The following is a 17,020-nucleotide window of genomic DNA, read 5'->3' on the forward strand; positions in this document are numbered from 1 at the left end:
CTTCCTTTGTTGTAAGGCTTGTAGCGTATTGCCTGCTAGTGTCCGGCTGCTGCGGACTCGGAGGGCGTCGCGGACGACGTCGACGTCGGCGTACCGGACTCCGTCGACGTAGGCGTTGCCGATGAGCTGGCCGTGGCGGGCAGGTACTTGGCGTACTCGGGCAGGGTGCCGTCTACTACCGGGACGTTGATCGTGGCGGAGTCGGATCCGCTGCGGATCGTGATCGGGGTAAGACCACCGGGGATCACGCCTGCTGTGCTCAGGATGGCGGCGTCGGCGGAGTCGTTCAGGTACGTCTCCGAGTTTGCCTTGACCGGGATCTCGGTCTGGGCGCCGTTTGCACCACTGATGGTGAGCGTCGCATCCGAGCCGGACTGGTTGAACACAGCGCCGATAACGCGGCCGGGCTCGTTCTCACCGGAGGCAACAATCAGCATGTTGCGCAACTGCAGCTTGCCGAGATCAGCTTTGACCCCGTCCGATGCCGAGTACTGGTGGGTAGTCTGCTGGGCGTTGACGAATCCGCAGCCGGTGACGGACAGAAGACCGACGCCGATTGCAGCCGCCGCAATTGCCAGCTTGCCGCGCTGGACAGGGTTCATCGCAGTATTGCGCACGACACCTACTCCTCAAGAGTCATTGGAACACTTTTCAGCCATAGCCTATCGGCAAACAGGTCGAAATAAGGATTCGAGGAGGCATTATGGCGCGGCCGGCGGGGGAGATCTTGCTCGCACATTGCTTGCTCAAAGCATCTTTAGGCCAATACGTCAAGACCTTGGAGGAAGTCGCTTAAGGCCTTTTCCCCTGTATTGGCGCGGCAGAAGCGCCTTCCGGGTGCCAGTCGTATGCCTTAATCGTGATAGACTAATCTGCGGGAAAGGGGAAAGTCCACATGGTTTTTGAGGTCGGCGAGACAGTAGTTTACCCTCACCACGGTGCAGCAAAAATTGAGGAAATCAAGATGCGCACCATCAAGGGCGAAGAGAAGATGTATCTCAAGCTCAAGGTGGCTCAGGGTGATCTGACCATTGAAGTTCCAGCAGAGAACGTTGACCTTGTTGGGGTCCGGGACGTAGTGGGCAAAGAAGGCTTGGAGCACGTGTTTGACGTTCTCCGCGCCGAGTTCACTGAAGAGCCTACCAACTGGTCGCGTCGTTACAAGGCGAACCTGGAGAAGCTTGCTTCAGGCGATGTCATCAAGGTGGCGGAGGTCGTTCGCGATCTTTGGCGTCGTGATCACGATCGCGGCCTTTCCGCAGGCGAGAAGCGGATGCTGGCCAAGGCGCGGCAGATTCTGATTTCAGAACTGGCCCTGGCGGAGAAGACGGACGAAGAGAAGGCTGCAAGCGTTCTTGACGAGGTCTTGGCTTCCTAAGAATTGAGCCCCGGTGGTGCGAAAGCGCCGCCGGGTTTCTTTTTGCCCAAATACGGTCGGAGGTACTTGATCATCAAGTATCTTCAGGCGGAAAAGTGCCCGGAGACGCATGATCATCAAGTATCTGCAGGTACTTTCCCAGTAACGTTGGGCGCATGAGTACTCCTTCCAAGCGCGCCGTTACGGCCGTGATCCTGGTTGCCGCCGGTTCCGGTGAGCGTCTGGGCTACGGCATGCCCAAAGCCCAGGTCCCGCTCGGCGGTGAAGCCATCCTGATGCATGCCCTTCGGGGAGTAGTGGCAGCAGACGTAGCCCGGCAGATCTGCATCGCCGTCCCCAAAGGCGACACGGAGCTCCGTGAGTTGATCGCCGACTTCACCGTTGATCTGGTGGACGGCGGCCCGGAGATCTCCGTGGTCGACGGCGGATCGTCCCGCGCGGATTCCGTCCGCTCCGCTTTGGGTGCTTTGGAAGACGGCACGGAATTCGTCCTCGTGCACGATGCTGCCCGTGCCCTGGCCCCGGAGCGCGTCTTCCAGCGCGTCGCCGACGCCCTGGCTGCGGGTGCGAAGGCCGTCATTCCCGCCATGCCCGTGGTGGACACCATCAAGACAGTCTCCGGGACGTCCGAGGCTGACTCCTCCATCGCTCCGGAAGTTGTCACTGGGACGGCGCCACGCGAACAACTCAGGGCCGTACAGACTCCGCAAGGCTTCGAGTGGGCCACTCTGCGCCGTGCCCACGAGGCTGCTGCACTCTTTGACGACAAGCAAGCCGCGTCCGTCACTGATGACGCCATGCTGGTTGAGCTGTTGGGTGTCCCGGTCCATGCCGTCCGGGGAGCCAGCCAGTCCCTGAAGATCACCACGCCATTGGACCTCATCATCGCCGAAGGACTCCTGGAGGGACCTTTGGGTATTCGTTGGGTGGAGGGCTGATGGCACCGGACCGCAACGTGATCCTGCCCCGCACCGGTATCGGCATTGATGTCCATGCATTTGCCCCCGCGGACGACCCCCAGCCGCTCTGGCTTGGCGGGCTCTTCTGGGAAGGTGAGCCAGGACTTTCAGGGCATTCCGACGGCGATTGCGTGGCCCATGCTGCGGCGGACGCACTCTTCTCCGCCTGCGGAATCGGCGACCTCGGCACGCACTTCGGCACGGACCGCCCCGAGTTTGCCGGGGCCTCGGGAGTGAAGTTGCTCGGGGAAGCGGCGCGCATTGTGCGCGAGGCCGGATTCGCGATTGGCAACGTCGCAGTGCAATTTGTGGCCAACCGTCCCAAATTCGGGCCGCGGCGCGAAGAGTCCCAACGCGTCCTCAGCGAAGCAGCCGGCGCTCCTGTCAGCGTCACCGCCACCACCAGCGACGGACTGGGTTTCACCGGCCGTGGGGACGGGATCTCCGCTGTTGCGACAGCCCTGGTGTATCCGGTTTCCGGACACGAGGCCACCGTAGCGGAGCCGGGACCGGCGAAAGGTGCGCCGCATGGATAAGCCGCGTGCCGGCGTCGTGCGTTCGGCGGTGGTGCTTTCCGCCGGCCTTGCGGCCGCGCTCTTGCTGGGCGGTTGTGCGGGTTCCTCCACCATGGACGTGGCGGCCAGTTGCGAATTCCTGAACAACGACACCTTCAAGCCCGACGGCAACCAGCAACAGCAGTCCAAACAGATCGCAGCGCACTACCACGAGATCGCGGGCAAGCTTGCTCCGGAGATCGGAAACCCCATCAAGGAGATGGCGGCGATCATGGATGACGCTGCGGCTTCATCGCTCGGTGCGGCCACCAAGGACCAGCAGGAAAAGCTCAAGGTTCAGTTCAATAAGATCGGCGAATACTGCAAGTAGGCAGGTCACGCCGCGTCATCGGCTAATCTGGAGCGGTGACCCTGCGCTTCTATGACACCGCCTCCGCCGAAGTCCGTGACTTCGTTCCCCTCGAAGACGGCAAGGCCAGCGTGTACTACTGCGGGGCAACTGTTCAGGGAATGCCGCACGTGGGCCACGTCCGGTCCGCCATCGCCTTTGACCAACTGACCCGGTGGCTTGAATTCCGCGGCCTCCGCGTCACAGTGGTGCGCAATGTCACTGACATTGACGACAAGATCCTCGCCAAGTCCGCCCAGTCGTTCGGGCCGGACTGGGACGCCGAGCCCAGCGCGCGCCAGGCTGAAGAGTGGTGGGCCCTGGCCTACCGCTACGAGCAGGAATTCCAGAACGCCTACGACTCCCTTGGTGTTCAACGGCCAACCTACGAACCCCGGGCCACGGGCCACATCCCCGAAATGCACGCGCTCATCCAGCGCCTCATCGACCGCGGCCACGCCTACCCCGCACTGGACGATTCCGGCGACGTCTACTTCGATGTCCGCTCCTGGAGCAAGTACGGCTCGTTGACGCGGCAGAATATTGATGACATGCAGGGAGCCGCCGACGCGGACCCCCGCGGTAAGCGGGATCCCCGCGACTTCGCGCTGTGGAAGGGTTTCAAGGACGGTGAACCCGTCACCGCCAAGTGGGAGTCCCCTTGGGGTGCCGGACGTCCCGGCTGGCACCTCGAGTGCTCTGCGATGGTCACTAAATACCTCGGGTCCCGGTTCGATATCCACGGTGGGGGATTGGATCTGCGCTTCCCGCACCACGAGAACGAGATGGCCCAGTCCCAGGCGGCCGGCGACGACTTCGCCAACTTCTGGATGCACAACGGCATGGTCACCTACGAGGGTGAAAAGATGTCCAAGTCCATCGGCAATACGGTGAGCCCGGCCGAAATGCTGGAGCTCGCATCGCCCCGCGTGGTCCGCTACTACCTGGGCCAGGCGCACTACCGCTCCATCCTGGATTACCGGCCGACGTCGTTGCAGGAGGCTGCGGCCGCCGTCGAACGCATTGACGGGTTCATCCACAAGGCGTCGGCGAAAGTCGGGGCAGCCGTCTCGGACGTTTCCCCGCAGGCCAACATGCCCGCTGCTTTCATTGCGGCCATGGACGACGATCTCAACGTGCCCCAGGCCCTCGGCGTACTTCACGAAACGGTGCGGGCAGGCAACACGGCGTTGGCTTCGGGCGATCTCGACGCTGCCAAAGTTGCCCTGTACAGCGTGCTCTCCATGACCGAAGTGCTTGGCCTGGATGCGGTCAAGCGCCCCGAAGCTGTTCAAGGACGCGAGCACGCCGCATTGGAAGTGCTGATCGATGCCCAACTCGGCGCCCGGGCTGCTGCCAGGGCCGCCAAGGACTGGGCTGCCTCGGACGCGATCCGGGACACCCTGGCTGCCGCGGGCGTCGTGGTCGAAGATGGTGCGGACGGGGCAACCTGGAGCCTCAAACGCGACTGACAAAAGGCCGCGGCGGCCGAATTGCATCGGGTCAGTAGACTTGATTCCAGACTTACTCACAAAATCAAGGATGGAATCTCATGGCCAACAACGGTCGCCGGTCGGTCAAGCAGAAGAAGGGCCCCTCCACCGGAACCGGTGGCCACGGCCGCAAGGCCCTGGAGGGCAAGGGTCCCACGCCCAAGGCGGAGGACCGCACCTACCACAAGGCATACAAGAACAAGCAGCTGGCTGAGCGCTCAGCTGCCAAGCGCGGCACAGGTCCCCGTCAGGGTGGCGCCGGTGCGCGCTCGGGCCCCAAGGGCCGTGCAACCGAAGAACTGGTCACCGGCCGCAACTCGGTGGTCGAAGCCCTCCGCGCCGGCATCCCGGCCAAGGCACTGCACGTGGCCATCCGCATTGAGATGGACGACCGCGTCAAGGAATCCCTCAAGCTTGCGGCCGAGCGTGGCATCCCCTTGCTCGAAACCGGCAAGGTTGAACTGGACCGCATGACCGAGGACGCCGTCCACCAGGGCCTGGTCCTGCAGATCCCGCCGTACGAGTACGAGGACGCCTACGACCTCGCCGAGACGACGCTGGCCAAGTGGAAGAAGGGGCACATCTCCAACGCACCCATCTTCGTGGCACTGGATGGCATTACGGACCCTCGCAACCTCGGTGCGATCATCCGCTCCGTGTCCGCGTTCAGCGGCCACGGCGTCATCGTGCCCGAACGTCGCTCCGTCGGCGTCACTGCGTCCGCTTGGAAGACCAGCGCCGGTGCCGCTGTCCGCGTGCCGGTGGCCCGCGCGTCGAACCTGAACAACGCCCTCAAGCAGTTCAAGAACATGGGCATTTACGTGCTTGGCCTCGATGGCGACGGCGACGTTTCGTTGCCCGACCTCACCGTTGCAACCGAGCCCGTGTGCATCGTGGTGGGCTCCGAAGGCAAGGGCCTGAGCCGGCTGGTCCGCGAAAACTGCGACCAGATCGTCTCCATCCCGATCGACTCCGCCATGGAATCGCTCAACGCGTCCATGGCCGTTGGTATCTCGCTGTACGAAGTGTCGAGGCAGCGCGCCGCCAAGTAGTCTTCGCTAAGGCGCCGCAAGCGCCATCCACCTGGCTAAGGCGCCGCAAGCGCCATCCTCCGCATGCTCGCTCGTACCTCGCTTAGACGCATGCTTCCGGATGGCCCTTGCGGCGCCTTTTCCGTGCCCAACGCTCTCGCACATCCCCCGGGTGTGGGCTGGACGCTCTCGCACATCCCCTGGGTGTGGGGCGGATGCTCTCGCACATCCCCTGGGTTTGGGCCGGACGCTCTATCAGTTCCCCTGGGTGTGGGCTGGACGCTCTATCAGTTCCCCTGGGGTTGGGGCGGACGCTCTCGCACATCCCCTGGTTGTGGCCGGAAGGGTGGGTGATGTGGGAGAGCGTTCCGGTGAAGGGTGGGGGATGTGGGAGAGCGTTCCGGTGAAGGGTGGGGGGATGTGGAAGAGGGCTAGAAGTGGTGGCGGTTGGCCAGCACCGGGAGCTTCGCACGCGCTTCTTCCACCGCTGCGGAGTCGAGGTCGTGGAAGATGAGGCCGGGTTCGCCCTCGAGGGATTCCAGCACTTGGCCGAACGGGGACACGACGGCGGAGTACCCCACTCCTGTGGGCGCGGAACCCTTGACCTCAACACCTTGCGTTGCCGGATCACCCTGGCCGCAGGCGAGCACGAATGTGGTGGTGTCCACGGCGCGTGCACGAGCCAGGAGTTGCCATTGCTCTGCTTTGCCAGGCCCGGATCCCCAGGAGGCCGAGACTATGTTGACCACTGCTCCGTGGTCGGCGTTGGCTGTGAACAAGGCAGGGAAACGGATGTCGTAGCAGGTGGCCAAGCCGAAGGTGAGGCCACCGGCGTCGAACGTCACAGGTTCGGTACCCGCCTCAACGGTGTCCGACTCCGCAAAGCCGAACGCGTCGAAGAGGTGGATCTTGTCGTAACTCGCTTCTACTCCGGGTCCAGTGGCCAGAAGCGTGTTCCGCACACGGCGCGACCCTGAGGATGAGGGAGCACCGGGAGTGAACATGCCTGCCACGATCACCAGTTGCAGTTCTTGGGCGAGATCACGGACCCGGCTGGCCCACGGTCCATCCAGTGGTTCGGCGATATCCAGCAGCGAGTTCCCGAACGCGCGCATCATGGCCTCAGGGAAGACCACCAGCCCGGCTCCACCCTCTTTTGCCAGGCGGGCGTACTCCTCCAGGAGCCGCAGGTTGCCGGCAACGTCCCTGCCGGTGATGACTTGGGCGAGTGCCACACGCACGATAGAACCTCCAGTTGTCTCCGTCCCAGTATGCCAAGTGCTCGCGCCGAAAGACTGAGCCTCCGACTTATTCGCGCAACTGCAAAGGTATGCATGCGCAGGCTGAAACCGCGTTGCAGCACGTGAACGGCCCGAGGAATCCGGCCCTCCCCAGGCAAGTAATCAAATCGCGATGAGGAACGTCGTCACATGCGGGGTCGGCGCGGCACTTACTCTGCGTGGAACTAAACTTGCAAGCAATGGTTATGCCTATTTTTGACACAGCAGCTGCCGTCGACGCCTCCCGGCCACGGCCCCTCGGACTGAGCGTGCCCCAGCCCGGCCTTGACGATGCCGAAAAAATGCAGGACCACCAGGTGAACGTGGCGGTTTTCGCACCCGACTTGGAAGCGGTTGAAATCGCCTTCCAAGCCCCCGGAGAACCTTGGCGGGCCCACATCCTTCCGAACGTTGAGGACGGCGTGCACTTCGGAGTGGTCAGCGGTATGCCGCCGGGTACCCGCTATGGTTTCCGCGCGGCCCCCTCGGAGGGCACCTTCCCCATGTCCCTGCCGGCGGTGGACCTGGACGACGACGGCGAACACCGCCTGCTGCTGGACCCTTACGGCCGCGCTGTGGACCAGCGGGGCGAGTTCCTCACCAGTGTGCATGTGGAAACAGGTTTTGACTGGGGCGATGACCAGCCGCCCCGCGTCCCTTTGCGGACCTCCGTCATTTACGAAGCGCACGTGCGCGGCCAGACCATGTTGCACCCGGACATCCCGGAGCACCTCCGGGGTACGTACGCAGGCATGGCCCACCCGGTGATGATCCAGCACCTCACGGAACTTGGCATCACGGCTGTCCAGCTCCTGCCCATCCATTTCCACTTGGACGAGTCCCACTTGCAGGACCTGGGCATGACCAATTACTGGGGCTACAACACGGCGGCCTTCTTCGCCCCTCATGCGGATTACGCCACGGAGGCTGCCCGCAACGCCGGCCCCCACGCGGTACAGGATGAACTCAAGGGCATGATCAAGTTGCTCCATGCGGCGGGAATCGAGGTCATCCTCGATGTTGTGTACAACCACACCGCCGAGGCAGGTCCCGATGGGCCGGCCTTGAGCTTCCGTGGGCTGGCGGAAAAACGCTACTACCGGCACGATGCCCACGGGCGCTACCTGGATACCACCGGCTGCGGCAACACCTTGGACTTCAGTGATCCTGTAGTGGTGGACCTGGCCCTCGATTCCCTGCGGTACTGGGTGAACGACTTCCACGTCGATGGCTTCCGCTTTGACCTGGCCGTGACGCTCTGCAGGGACGCCGGCAACACCTTTGACCCCCGGCACCCCTTCCTCCAGGCGATTGCGGAGGACCCGGTGTTGTCCGAGGTCAAGCTGATCGCCGAGCCGTGGGACGTTGGCTATGGGGGCTGGCAGACGGGGCGTTTCCCGCAGGGCTGGTCGGATTGGAACGATCACTTCCGTGACGGCGTCCGCAGCTTCTGGCTGTCCGACCGCGCTGCGATTGAGGCCGGTGGCCAAGGTGGTTCCGTGGCCTCGTTGGCTGAACTCATGGCAGGCTCCGCAAATCTCTTCGCATCATCAGGGCGTACACGGCTGGCCAGCGTCAACTTCATCACGGCGCACGACGGCTTCACGCTCAAGGACCTGGTGAGCTACGACCGTAAGCACAACGAGGCCAACGGTGAGCAGAACCGCGACGGCCACGGCGATAACCGCAGCTACAACCACGGCGTGGAGGGCCGGAGCGAGAACGAGGCCATTGTGGCTGCCCGCGCCCTGTCCGTCCGGAACCTGATGGCTACCCTGTTGCTGTCCTTCGGCGTCCCGATGATCACGGCCGGCGACGAAATCGGCAGGACCCAGCAGGGCAACAACAACGCCTACTGCCAGGACAATCCCACGGCATGGCTGGATTGGAGCCGCACGCAGGAAGCCAACGCCATGTTCAAGACCACACGGGAGTTGGTCCGGCTCCGCCGCTGGTTCCTGCGTCACCAGCCCGAGAGTTTCCCTGGCAACGCAAACAATTCCAGCCTCCAGTGGTTTGACGACAAAGGCCAGCAGATGACTCCAGCACGCTGGAATGATCCCAATGTGCGTTCCGTCCAGCTCCTGATGGGGCATGAGGACAGCGAAATCCGTGGCTTGATCTCGGTAAACGGCAGCAACCAGGACGTCAAGATGGTCCTGCCGGAGATCCTCAGCGAAACCGGAATCGGCAAGCGCATGTTCGAGCTCCGCTTCACTACATCGGTGCTGCACGAGCGCCGGAAGGGCGCGTTGGTGGCCTCCGGCGAGCGGGATATCCTGCAAGCCAACACCATCAACATTTACCGCACGTAGGCACTTACCCCAGGAGCACTTCAGATGAACCGCAGCCGCAGCAAACTGGTGGCATTCGCGGGGTTGGTGATCGCCGTCGTCGTGCTGGTTGTCGCCATGGTGGGCGGAGGCTCGCTGACGGCGCCAAGCAGTGCGCCGCCTTCCGGCGGAGAAACAACAGCGCAAAGCACGACGCCGGCACCTGGCCCTGCGTTGTCGTCGTCGGCTGCCGCCGTGGCAAACCCCTCAACACTGCCTGCCATCAACGCCTCGCAGCTGCCCAGGGAAGCCCGTCAAACCCTGGCCCTGATCGCCAAGGGCGGCCCTTACCCATACGACCGTGACGGCGTGAACTTCGGCAACTTTGAAGGCCTGCTGCCCAAGAAGTCCGGTGGGTTCTACAAGGAATACACGGTGACCACACCAGGAGAGTTCGACCGTGGACCCCGCCGCATCATCGTGGGCAAGGACTCAGCAAAGTACTACACCCCGGACCATTACGAGTCGTTCAAGTTCATCGTCGAAGACAAGTAGGAGCCCATGAAGATCTATTCCGCAGACACCTGGACCTTGGAAGAACTGCAGGAACAAATTTCCGACGCCGGCCGCAGGACAGTGATGGTCCCGCCGGCAAACACCAAGCAGGCCGTGCTGGAAGTCTTCGCCCAGGTACTGGACTTCCCTGAGTACTACGGCGTGAACCTCGACGCCCTGAACGACTCCCTGCACGACTACGCAGACGCCCTTTCAGAGGACGACGGCAGCCCGGTCACCATGATCTGGCAGGTCCCGGCCGCCTACCGCACAGACCGGTCCTTCGGGGTAGTTTGCGAAGTACTCCAGGACGCCGAGCGCTACGCCGGCCGAGACCTCGCAGTGATCGCCGTTTTCGAAAACTAGTCGCGCCAACGGGCCCTATGGATCCCAACCGTAGCGGCCCGCCAAACAACAAGCCGGATGCCAGTTATCCGGAAGCGTGCGTCAAAGCGACGAAGGAGCAGCACGCGGAGGATGACTGACATCCGGCGGATGTCGTCTGGTTAGGGCTTACGCGTTCGCGATCAATCCCAGTTCAGCCTTCGATGCCAGCGCCGAGTGCTTCGGGAATACCCGGACGGTGTAGCCGAAGGAGCCGGACCGGTTGATGACCAGGGAGCCGTGGAAGAGGTGGCGTCCGCCGCCGAGGTCTTCCAGGGAGTCCAGTTCTGCAACCACTACGTCTTCGAGCTCGTCGGAGTCCTCGGCGCGTCCAAAAGCTACCTCGACTGACACGTCGTCCGGGGTGAGGCTGTTGAGGGCCACGTAGGCGTTGACTTGAAGGCTGTCGCCCACTTGGGGTTCCTCGGAGACGCCCACGGAGTCAACGTGTTCCACCACAACCTGGGGCCAGGCGTTCCGGACCTTGGTGGTCCAGGCGGCGAGTTCCTTGGCTTCCTTGAAGGCTTCGGCAACAGCCCTGCGCCCGGAAACAGCAGCGGGGCAGTAGAGGTTGTTGACGTAATCGTGGAGCATGCGTTCAGCGGAAACGGCCGGGCCGAGGTTCGCCAGGGTGTGCTTGATCATGGACACCCAGTGCGTGGGCACTGTTTCGCGGCTGGACTCGGACGGTCCTGCAGCTCCGGCGCCTTGGGCCACCGTGGTGCCGTAGAAGCGCGGGGCTACCTGGTTTTCGAGGAGTTCGTAGAGCGCGGACGCTTCGATGTCGTCGCGTTCGTCGGCTGAGGCACCGTTGTTGGCGGTGGGGATTGCCCACCCGTTTTCGCCGTCGAACATTTCGTCCCACCAGCCGTCCAGGACGGAGAGGTTGAGCGAGCCGTTGATGGCGGCTTTCATGCCGGAAGTGCCGCAGGCTTCGAGCGGGCGGAGGGGGTTGTTGAGCCACACGTCGCAGCCGGGGAACAGGGTCCTTGCCATGGCGATGTCGTAGTTGGGCAGGAACACAATCCTGTGCCGGACTTCGGGATCGTCGGTGAAGCGGACCAGGTCCTGGATCATTTTCTTGCCGGCGTCGTCTGCGGGATGCGACTTGCCTGCGATGACCAGTTGGATGGGGTGTTTGGGATCCAGCAGGAGGGCCTTCAGGCGGGCGGGATCGCGGAGCATGAGGGTGAGGCGCTTGTAGGTGGGTACGCGGCGTGCGAAGCCAATGGTGAGCACGTCCGGGTCCAGTACGGAGCCGGTCCAGCCGAGTTCGGCGTCGGCGGCGCCGCGCTTTTTCCAGGAAGCCCGGAGCCGGCGTCGGACGTCCTCGATGAGCTGGGCGCGCAGTTCCCGGCGCAATGCCCAGACGTCTTCGTCGCTGACGTTGTAGGCAAGGTCCCAGCGGCCCAACGCCTCGGCTTCGGCACCGAACTGGGTGCGGGCCAGGGTGGAGATGCGGGGGTCCACCCAGGTGGGGACGTGGACGCCGTTGGTGACGGAGGTGATGGGGATTTCCGAGTGGTCGAATCCTGGCCACAGGCCGGCAAACATTTCACGGGAGACCACGCCGTGAAGCTTGGCCACGCCGTTGGCACGCTGCGCCAGGCGCAAACCCATCACTGCCATGTTGAAGACCGAAGGGTTGCCGCCGTCGAAGTTTTCACGGCCGAGTTCCAGGATGCGGTCCGTGGGCACGGCCGGAGCCAGGCCGGCTTCGAAGAAGTGCTTGATCTGGACGGTCTCGAAACGGTCAATGCCGGCGGGGACGGGCGTGTGCGTCGTGAAGACGGTGGATGCGCGTCCGGCGGCCAGGGCCTCGTCCCAGCTGAGGGGCTCAGCGGGATCGGACATCGCTTCCTGGATCCGTTCGATGCCCAGGAACCCGGCGTGGCCTTCGTTGGTGTGGAAAACTTCAGGCGCGGGGGTGCCGGTGAGTTCCTGGTAGACGCGGAGGGCCTTGACGCCGCCCATGCCCAGGAGCAGTTCCTGCTGCAGCCGGTGGTCGCCTCCGCCGCCGTACAGGCGGTCCGTGATGCCGCGGGCGGCCTCGTCGTTGGAGGGAACGTTGGAGTCCAGCAGCAGCAGCGGAACGCGCCCGACGTCGGCACGCCAGACGTGCGCGTGCAGCTCGCGGCCGTTGGGCAAGGGAAGGGAGATGTGGACGGGTTTGCCGGGCATGCCGTCCTTGCCGGGGTGGCGGAGGAGGGTCAGCGGCAATCCGTCGGGGTCCAGTACCGGGTATGTTTCCTGCTGCCAGGCGTCGCGGGACAGGGACTGCTTGAAGTAGCCGGCCTGGTAGAGGAGCCCGACGCCGATCAGCGGCACGCCGAGGTCCGAGGCGGCTTTGAGGTGGTCGCCGGCGAGGATGCCAAGGCCGCCGGAGTACTGGGGCAGAACCTCAGTGATGCCGAACTCGGGGGAGAAGTACGCAATGCAGGCCGGTGCATCTTCACCGAGGCCCTGGTACCAGCGGGGCTCGCTGAGGTAACGGTCCAGGTCGGAGGCGGCGTCCTGGACGCGGCCCACCAGTTCGCCGTCGTTTGCGAGGTCCTGCAGTTGTTCGCGGCTGATGGACCCCAGGAGCGCTATGGGGTCGTGCTGCGAGGCCTCCCAGAGAGCCGGGTTGAGGCTCGCGAAAAGTTCCCGTGTGGGCCGGTGCCAGGACCAGCGCAGATTGGTCGCCAATCGGGCCAGGGGCCGGATGGGCTCGGGGAGGACGGTACGGACTGTAAACCTTCGAATAGCCTTCACGAGCGCCACACTAACGGACTCACATGGCAGCCGGAACTGGATTGGGTTTCTTTTAGGTAAAAGTCATCTTGCGTCGGGTAGATAGGTCGTGTGCTTAGCATTCTGTGATTTTTCTCGCTAACGTCGTGGTTGTGACGAAAACCGCGCGAACCATCACCGCTCTGAAATCCAAGACGACTACGGACATCACCCAGGGACTCCGCTTCGGCCGGTTCCCCATCACTGCCGTGCAGCCGGTGGTTGAGGGTGGCCGTTTCCCGGCGAAGGCATTGCCGGGAGAGGACCTTGTTGTCGGCGCCACGGTCTTCCGGGAAGGCCATGACCAGCTCGGCGTGTCCGCTGTGCTGCTCGATCCCAGGGGCAAGGAGCGCCAGCGCGTCCGCCTGTCCCCGGCCGAGGGCGAGCAGTGGAAGGGCCTGGACCGCTGGGAGGGCCTGATCACGCCCACCGGCACCGGAGCCTGGTCCTTCGTCATTGAAGCCTGGCATGACCGCTACGGCACCTGGCACCACAATGCCGAAGTCAAGGTCGGAGCCGGCATCGACGTCGAGTTGATGCTCGCCGAGGGCGCTGCCCTCCTGGCCGAAGCAGCCGATGACGACGCCGGACGCAGCGCTGCGGAAAAGCGCACCTTGCGTGCCGCTTCCGTTGTGCTTGGCGACACCACCAAGACCGCCGAGGAGCGCCTTGGCGCCGGTTTCAGCCCTGAGGTGCAGGCCGCCGTCGGACGCGTTCCGATCCGCGAACTGGTGACCGTGTCCGAGCGCTTCCCGCTGCAGGTGGAGCGCGACCTCGCTGGACGTGGCTCCTGGTACGAGTTCTTCCCCCGCTCCGAGGGTGCCGTGCTGGATCACTCCACCGGAGTGTGGACGTCAGGCAATTTCCGTACGGCGGCCAGGAGGCTCGACGCCGTTGCGGACATGGGCTTCGACATCATCTACCTGCCGCCCATCCACCCGATCGGTTTCCAACACCGCAAGGGACGCAACAACACGCTCACGCCGGGACCGCAGGATCCGGGTTCGCCCTGGGCCATCGGTTCCAAGGACGGCGGCCATGACGCCATCCACCCGGAGCTGGGGACGTTTGAGGACTTTGATGCGTTCGTGGCACGCGCCAATGAGCTTGGACTCGAAGTCGCCCTGGACCTTGCCTTGCAGGCAGCGCCCGACCACCCATGGGTGACGTCCAACCCTGAGTGGTTCACTACGCGCGTGGATGGTTCCATCGCCTACGCAGAGAACCCGCCGAAGAAGTACCAGGACATCTATCCGCTGAACTTCGACAACGATCCGGCCGGCCTTTCCAAGGAAATCCTGCGGATCGTCCAGCTGTGGATCAGCCACGGCGTCAAGGTTTTCCGTGTGGACAACCCGCACACCAAGCCCGTGTGGTTCTGGGAATGGCTGATCGGCAAGATCAACAAAAAGAACCCCGAGGTTGTCTTCCTTGCGGAGGCCTTTACCCGTCCGCCCATGATGCACGCCCTGGGCCGTGCCGGATTCCAGCAGTCCTACACCTACTTCACGTGGCGGAACACCAAGACTGAGCTGGAGCAGTACTTCCACGAAGTCAGCCGCGAGACTGCGGCGTTCTTCCGGCCGAACTTCTTCGTGAACACCCCGGACATCCTCACTGAGTACCTGCAGTATGGCGGTCCGGCAGCCTTCCGCATCCGGGCTGCACTTGCTGCAACGGCCAGCCCCCTCTGGGGCGTCTACGCAGGGTACGAGCTCTACGAGCACGTGGCCCGCCCGGGCGCCGAGGAGTACATCGACAACGAAAAGTACGAGTACAAGGCCAGGGACTGGGAAGGCGCAGCGGAATCCGGGCGCACCCTGGCGCCGTACATCACCAGGCTCAACACCATCCGCAAGGATCACGTAGCCCTGGGTGACCTGCAGAACCTGACCCTGCACAGCAGCACCGATGACGCCACGATCGTGTACTCCAAGCACAAGACGTTGCCGGACGGCACCAAGGACACCTTGATCATGGTGGTCAACGTGGATCCGCACAGCGCCCGCGAAAGCACGGTTTCGCTGAATCTTGCCGCCCTGCAACTGGACCCGGGCGACCTCAACGAGGACGGCCGGTTCTGGGTGGATGACCTGATCACCGGCCAGAGCTGGGAGTGGGGCGAGCACAACTACGTCCGGCTGGATGCCCATGGTGAACCCGCGCACATCCTGAGCATCCGGAGGCAGCCTTAGTGAGTTTTTCTCCGCAGAACCCGAGCCAGTACTTCACTCCGAAGAACACCTTCGAGTTGAACGCCCCCGGTCTCCAGCATGATCCACACTGGTACCGGAAGGCAGTCTTCTACGAGGTACTGGTGCGGGCCTTTGCGGATGCCAACGGGGATGGTTCCGGTGATTTCCATGGCTTGATCGAGAAACTGGACTACCTGCAGTGGCTGGGCGTCGACTGCCTGTGGTTGCCGCCGTTCTTCCACTCCCCGTTGCGCGATGGCGGCTATGACATTGCGGACTACACCTCGGTCCTGGACGAGTTCGGCACCATCAGCGACTTCAAGCGGCTGGTGGCCGAGGCCCACGCCAGGGGCGTTCGGGTCATCATCGACCTTCCGCTGAACCACACCTCGGACCAGCATCCCTGGTTCCAGGAATCCCGCAAGGACCCCACGGGCCCCTATGGAGATTTCTACGTATGGAGCGATACGGACGAGAAGTACCAGGACGCCCGCATCATCTTCGTTGACACCGAGGAATCCAACTGGACGTTCGATCCCATCCGGCGCCAGTTCTTCTGGCACCGTTTCTTCTCCCACCAGCCGGACCTGAACTTCGAGAACCCCAAAGTCATTGAGGCCCTCTATGACGTGATCCGGTTCTGGCTGGACCAGGGGATCGATGGCTTCCGTGCGGATGCCATTCCGTACCTGTTCGAGGAAGACGGCACCAACTGCGAGAACCTGCCGGCAACACACACTTTTCTGCAGGATCTTCGCCGCATGGTGGACGCGAATTATCCCGGCCGGGTGATCATTGCCGAGGCCAACCAGCCGCCGCATGAAGTGGTGGAGTACTTCGGCACGGAGGAAGCGCCTGAGTGCCATATGGCGTTCCATTTCCCCATCATGCCCAGGCTGTACTACGCCCTCCGGGACCAGAAAGCCGCTCCGATCATCGAGACCTTGCGGGACACTCCGGAAATTCCCAAGGGTGCCCAGTGGGGGACGTTCCTTCGCAACCACGATGAACTCACGCTGGAGATGGTGCCGGCCGAGGAACGGGCCGCCATGCTGGGATGGTATGCCCCTGATCCCCGGATGCGGGCAAACATCGGCATCCGGCGGAGACTGGCGCCGTTGCTGGACAACTCCCGTTCCGAGATCGAACTCATCAATGCCCTGCTTCTTTCCCTTCCGGGCAGTCCCTTCCTGTACTACGGGGACGAGATCGGCATGGGGGACAACATCTGGCTCGATGACCGCGATGCCGTCAGGACTCCGATGCAATGGAACCCGGATCGCAATGCGGGGTTCTCCGGAGCTGATCCGGGCAAGCTGTACCTTCCGGTCATCCAGTCCCTGGTTTACAACTACAGCATGGCCAACGTTGAGGCCGAGGCCGCGCACTCCGGTTCACTGCTGCGCTGGACCCGGCAGATCCTCAGTGTCCGCAAGAACCATCCGGTGTTCGGCCTGGGCGGCTTCCGGCACATCGAGGCCGACCATGAAGTGGTGCTGGCCTACGTACGGGAATTGCCGGCGGGCAACCCCGAGGGCGAGGACGCAGAGACCATTTTGTGCGTCTTCAACCTCTCCCAGCACCCAGTCGCGGCAACGTTGGACATCCCCGAATTCGCGGGCCGCGGCCTGCGCGATATTTTCGGCGGCCAGCCCTTCCCGGCCGTCGGAGACAACGGTCACCTGACCGTGATGCTGGGCAGCCACAGCTTCTATTGGCTGCGGGTGCGCTCGGCCTTTTCCAATCCATCGTCGCCTTTTACCCAGGCGATTCCCGTGGTGACCTCCAAAGGATGAG

Annotated in this window: 14 protein-coding genes; 11 read left to right on the forward strand and 3 right to left on the reverse strand. The window is 63.4% G+C overall.

Annotated elements, in window-relative coordinates:
* Window positions 1–35: 35 nt before the first annotated feature.
* Window positions 36–602 carry a hypothetical protein gene (locus LDN85_RS04490; RefSeq protein WP_026542169.1) on the reverse strand — a complete coding sequence of 189 codons (567 nt, stop codon included), beginning with the start codon at window positions 600–602 and terminating at the stop codon, window positions 36–38.
* Window positions 603–895: 293 nt separating this feature from the next.
* On the opposite strand from LDN85_RS04490, the gene LDN85_RS04495 reads away from it, so the two are divergent.
* The 6 genes from LDN85_RS04495 to rlmB all read left to right on the forward strand — a co-directional run bounded on the left by LDN85_RS04495 (window position 896) and on the right by rlmB (window position 5,785).
* The gene (locus LDN85_RS04495; RefSeq protein WP_011690592.1) at window positions 896–1,378 is read left to right on the forward strand and encodes a CarD family transcriptional regulator; all 483 of its coding nucleotides are present in this window, start codon (window positions 896–898) and stop codon (window positions 1,376–1,378) included.
* Between the two features lie 155 nt (window positions 1,379–1,533).
* Window positions 1,534–2,316 (forward strand): 2-C-methyl-D-erythritol 4-phosphate cytidylyltransferase, encoded by a 783-nt coding sequence (gene ispD, locus LDN85_RS04500; protein WP_026542168.1) that lies wholly within the window; start codon window positions 1,534–1,536, stop codon window positions 2,314–2,316.
* Window positions 2,316–2,873 (forward strand): 2-C-methyl-D-erythritol 2,4-cyclodiphosphate synthase, encoded by a 558-nt coding sequence (gene ispF / locus LDN85_RS04505; protein ID WP_223944711.1) that lies wholly within the window; start codon window positions 2,316–2,318, stop codon window positions 2,871–2,873. Before ispD ends, ispF begins: the two co-directional genes overlap by 1 nt.
* Entirely contained in the window at window positions 2,866–3,222 is a 357-nt protein-coding gene (locus LDN85_RS04510; protein ID WP_223944712.1) for a hypothetical protein, read from the forward strand. The genes ispF and LDN85_RS04510 overlap by 8 nt, the downstream gene beginning before the upstream one ends.
* 35 nt (window positions 3,223–3,257) lie before the next feature.
* Window positions 3,258–4,712: a cysteine--tRNA ligase gene (gene cysS, locus LDN85_RS04515; RefSeq protein WP_223944713.1), complete on the forward strand. Its 1,455-nt coding sequence runs from the start codon at window positions 3,258–3,260 to the stop codon at window positions 4,710–4,712.
* A gap of 80 nt (window positions 4,713–4,792) precedes the next feature.
* Window positions 4,793–5,785 carry a 23S rRNA (guanosine(2251)-2'-O)-methyltransferase RlmB gene (gene rlmB / locus LDN85_RS04520; protein ID WP_026542164.1) on the forward strand — a complete coding sequence of 331 codons (993 nt, stop codon included), beginning with the start codon at window positions 4,793–4,795 and terminating at the stop codon, window positions 5,783–5,785.
* A 410-nt stretch (window positions 5,786–6,195) separates the two neighbouring features.
* Here rlmB and LDN85_RS04525 read toward each other — a convergent pair whose 3' ends face one another.
* Complete coding sequence (locus tag LDN85_RS04525) at window positions 6,196–7,005, reverse strand: carbon-nitrogen hydrolase family protein (protein WP_223944714.1); 810 nt, start codon at window positions 7,003–7,005, stop codon at window positions 6,196–6,198.
* Between the two features lie 239 nt (window positions 7,006–7,244).
* Here LDN85_RS04525 and glgX point away from each other — a divergent pair, with 239 nt between their 5' ends.
* The 3 genes from glgX to LDN85_RS04540 are packed head-to-tail and all read left to right on the forward strand — an operon-like array spanning window position 7,245 to window position 10,238.
* The gene (gene glgX, locus LDN85_RS04530; RefSeq protein ID WP_223944715.1) at window positions 7,245–9,359 is read left to right on the forward strand and encodes a glycogen debranching protein GlgX; all 2,115 of its coding nucleotides are present in this window, start codon (window positions 7,245–7,247) and stop codon (window positions 9,357–9,359) included.
* Window positions 9,360–9,383: 24 nt separating this feature from the next.
* Window positions 9,384–9,872, forward strand: coding sequence for a ribonuclease domain-containing protein (locus tag LDN85_RS04535; protein ID WP_223944716.1), 489 nt, complete (start codon window positions 9,384–9,386; stop codon window positions 9,870–9,872).
* Between the two features lie 6 nt (window positions 9,873–9,878).
* Complete coding sequence (locus LDN85_RS04540) at window positions 9,879–10,238, forward strand: barstar family protein (RefSeq protein WP_026542160.1); 360 nt, start codon at window positions 9,879–9,881, stop codon at window positions 10,236–10,238.
* A gap of 147 nt (window positions 10,239–10,385) precedes the next feature.
* Here the strand turns inward: LDN85_RS04540 and glgP are convergent, their stop codons facing one another.
* Window positions 10,386–13,010, reverse strand: a complete 2,625-nt coding sequence (gene glgP, locus LDN85_RS04545; protein ID WP_223944717.1) for an alpha-glucan family phosphorylase — start codon at window positions 13,008–13,010, stop codon at window positions 10,386–10,388.
* A gap of 125 nt (window positions 13,011–13,135) precedes the next feature.
* On the opposite strand from glgP, the gene LDN85_RS04550 reads away from it, so the two are divergent.
* Entirely contained in the window at window positions 13,136–15,223 is a 2,088-nt protein-coding gene (locus LDN85_RS04550) for an alpha-1,4-glucan--maltose-1-phosphate maltosyltransferase (RefSeq protein WP_272944988.1), read from the forward strand.
* Window positions 15,223–17,019 (forward strand): maltose alpha-D-glucosyltransferase, encoded by a 1,797-nt coding sequence (gene treS / locus LDN85_RS04555; RefSeq protein ID WP_026542157.1) that lies wholly within the window; start codon window positions 15,223–15,225, stop codon window positions 17,017–17,019. The genes LDN85_RS04550 and treS overlap by 1 nt, the downstream gene beginning before the upstream one ends.
* The last annotated feature ends 1 nt before the right edge of the window (window position 17,020 follow it).

The organism is Arthrobacter sp. StoSoilB20, from assembly GCF_019977295.1.
GTDB classification, from domain to species: domain Bacteria; phylum Actinomycetota; class Actinomycetes; order Actinomycetales; family Micrococcaceae; genus Arthrobacter; species Arthrobacter nicotinovorans_A.

Coding starts and splice junctions, on each gene's coding strand:
- LDN85_RS04490 (WP_026542169.1), bottom strand. CDS start 602: ATGAACCCTGTCCAGCGCGGCAAGCTGGCAATTGCGGCGGCTGCAATC.
- LDN85_RS04495 (WP_011690592.1), top strand. CDS start 896: ATGGTTTTTGAGGTCGGCGAGACAGTAGTTTACCCTCACCACGGTGCA.
- ispD (WP_026542168.1), top strand. CDS start 1,534: ATGAGTACTCCTTCCAAGCGCGCCGTTACGGCCGTGATCCTGGTTGCC.
- ispF (WP_223944711.1), top strand. CDS start 2,316: ATGGCACCGGACCGCAACGTGATCCTGCCCCGCACCGGTATCGGCATT.
- LDN85_RS04510 (WP_223944712.1), top strand. CDS start 2,866: ATGGATAAGCCGCGTGCCGGCGTCGTGCGTTCGGCGGTGGTGCTTTCC.
- rlmB (WP_026542164.1), top strand. CDS start 4,793: ATGGCCAACAACGGTCGCCGGTCGGTCAAGCAGAAGAAGGGCCCCTCC.
- glgX (WP_223944715.1), top strand. CDS start 7,245: ATGGTTATGCCTATTTTTGACACAGCAGCTGCCGTCGACGCCTCCCGG.
- LDN85_RS04535 (WP_223944716.1), top strand. CDS start 9,384: ATGAACCGCAGCCGCAGCAAACTGGTGGCATTCGCGGGGTTGGTGATC.
- LDN85_RS04540 (WP_026542160.1), top strand. CDS start 9,879: ATGAAGATCTATTCCGCAGACACCTGGACCTTGGAAGAACTGCAGGAA.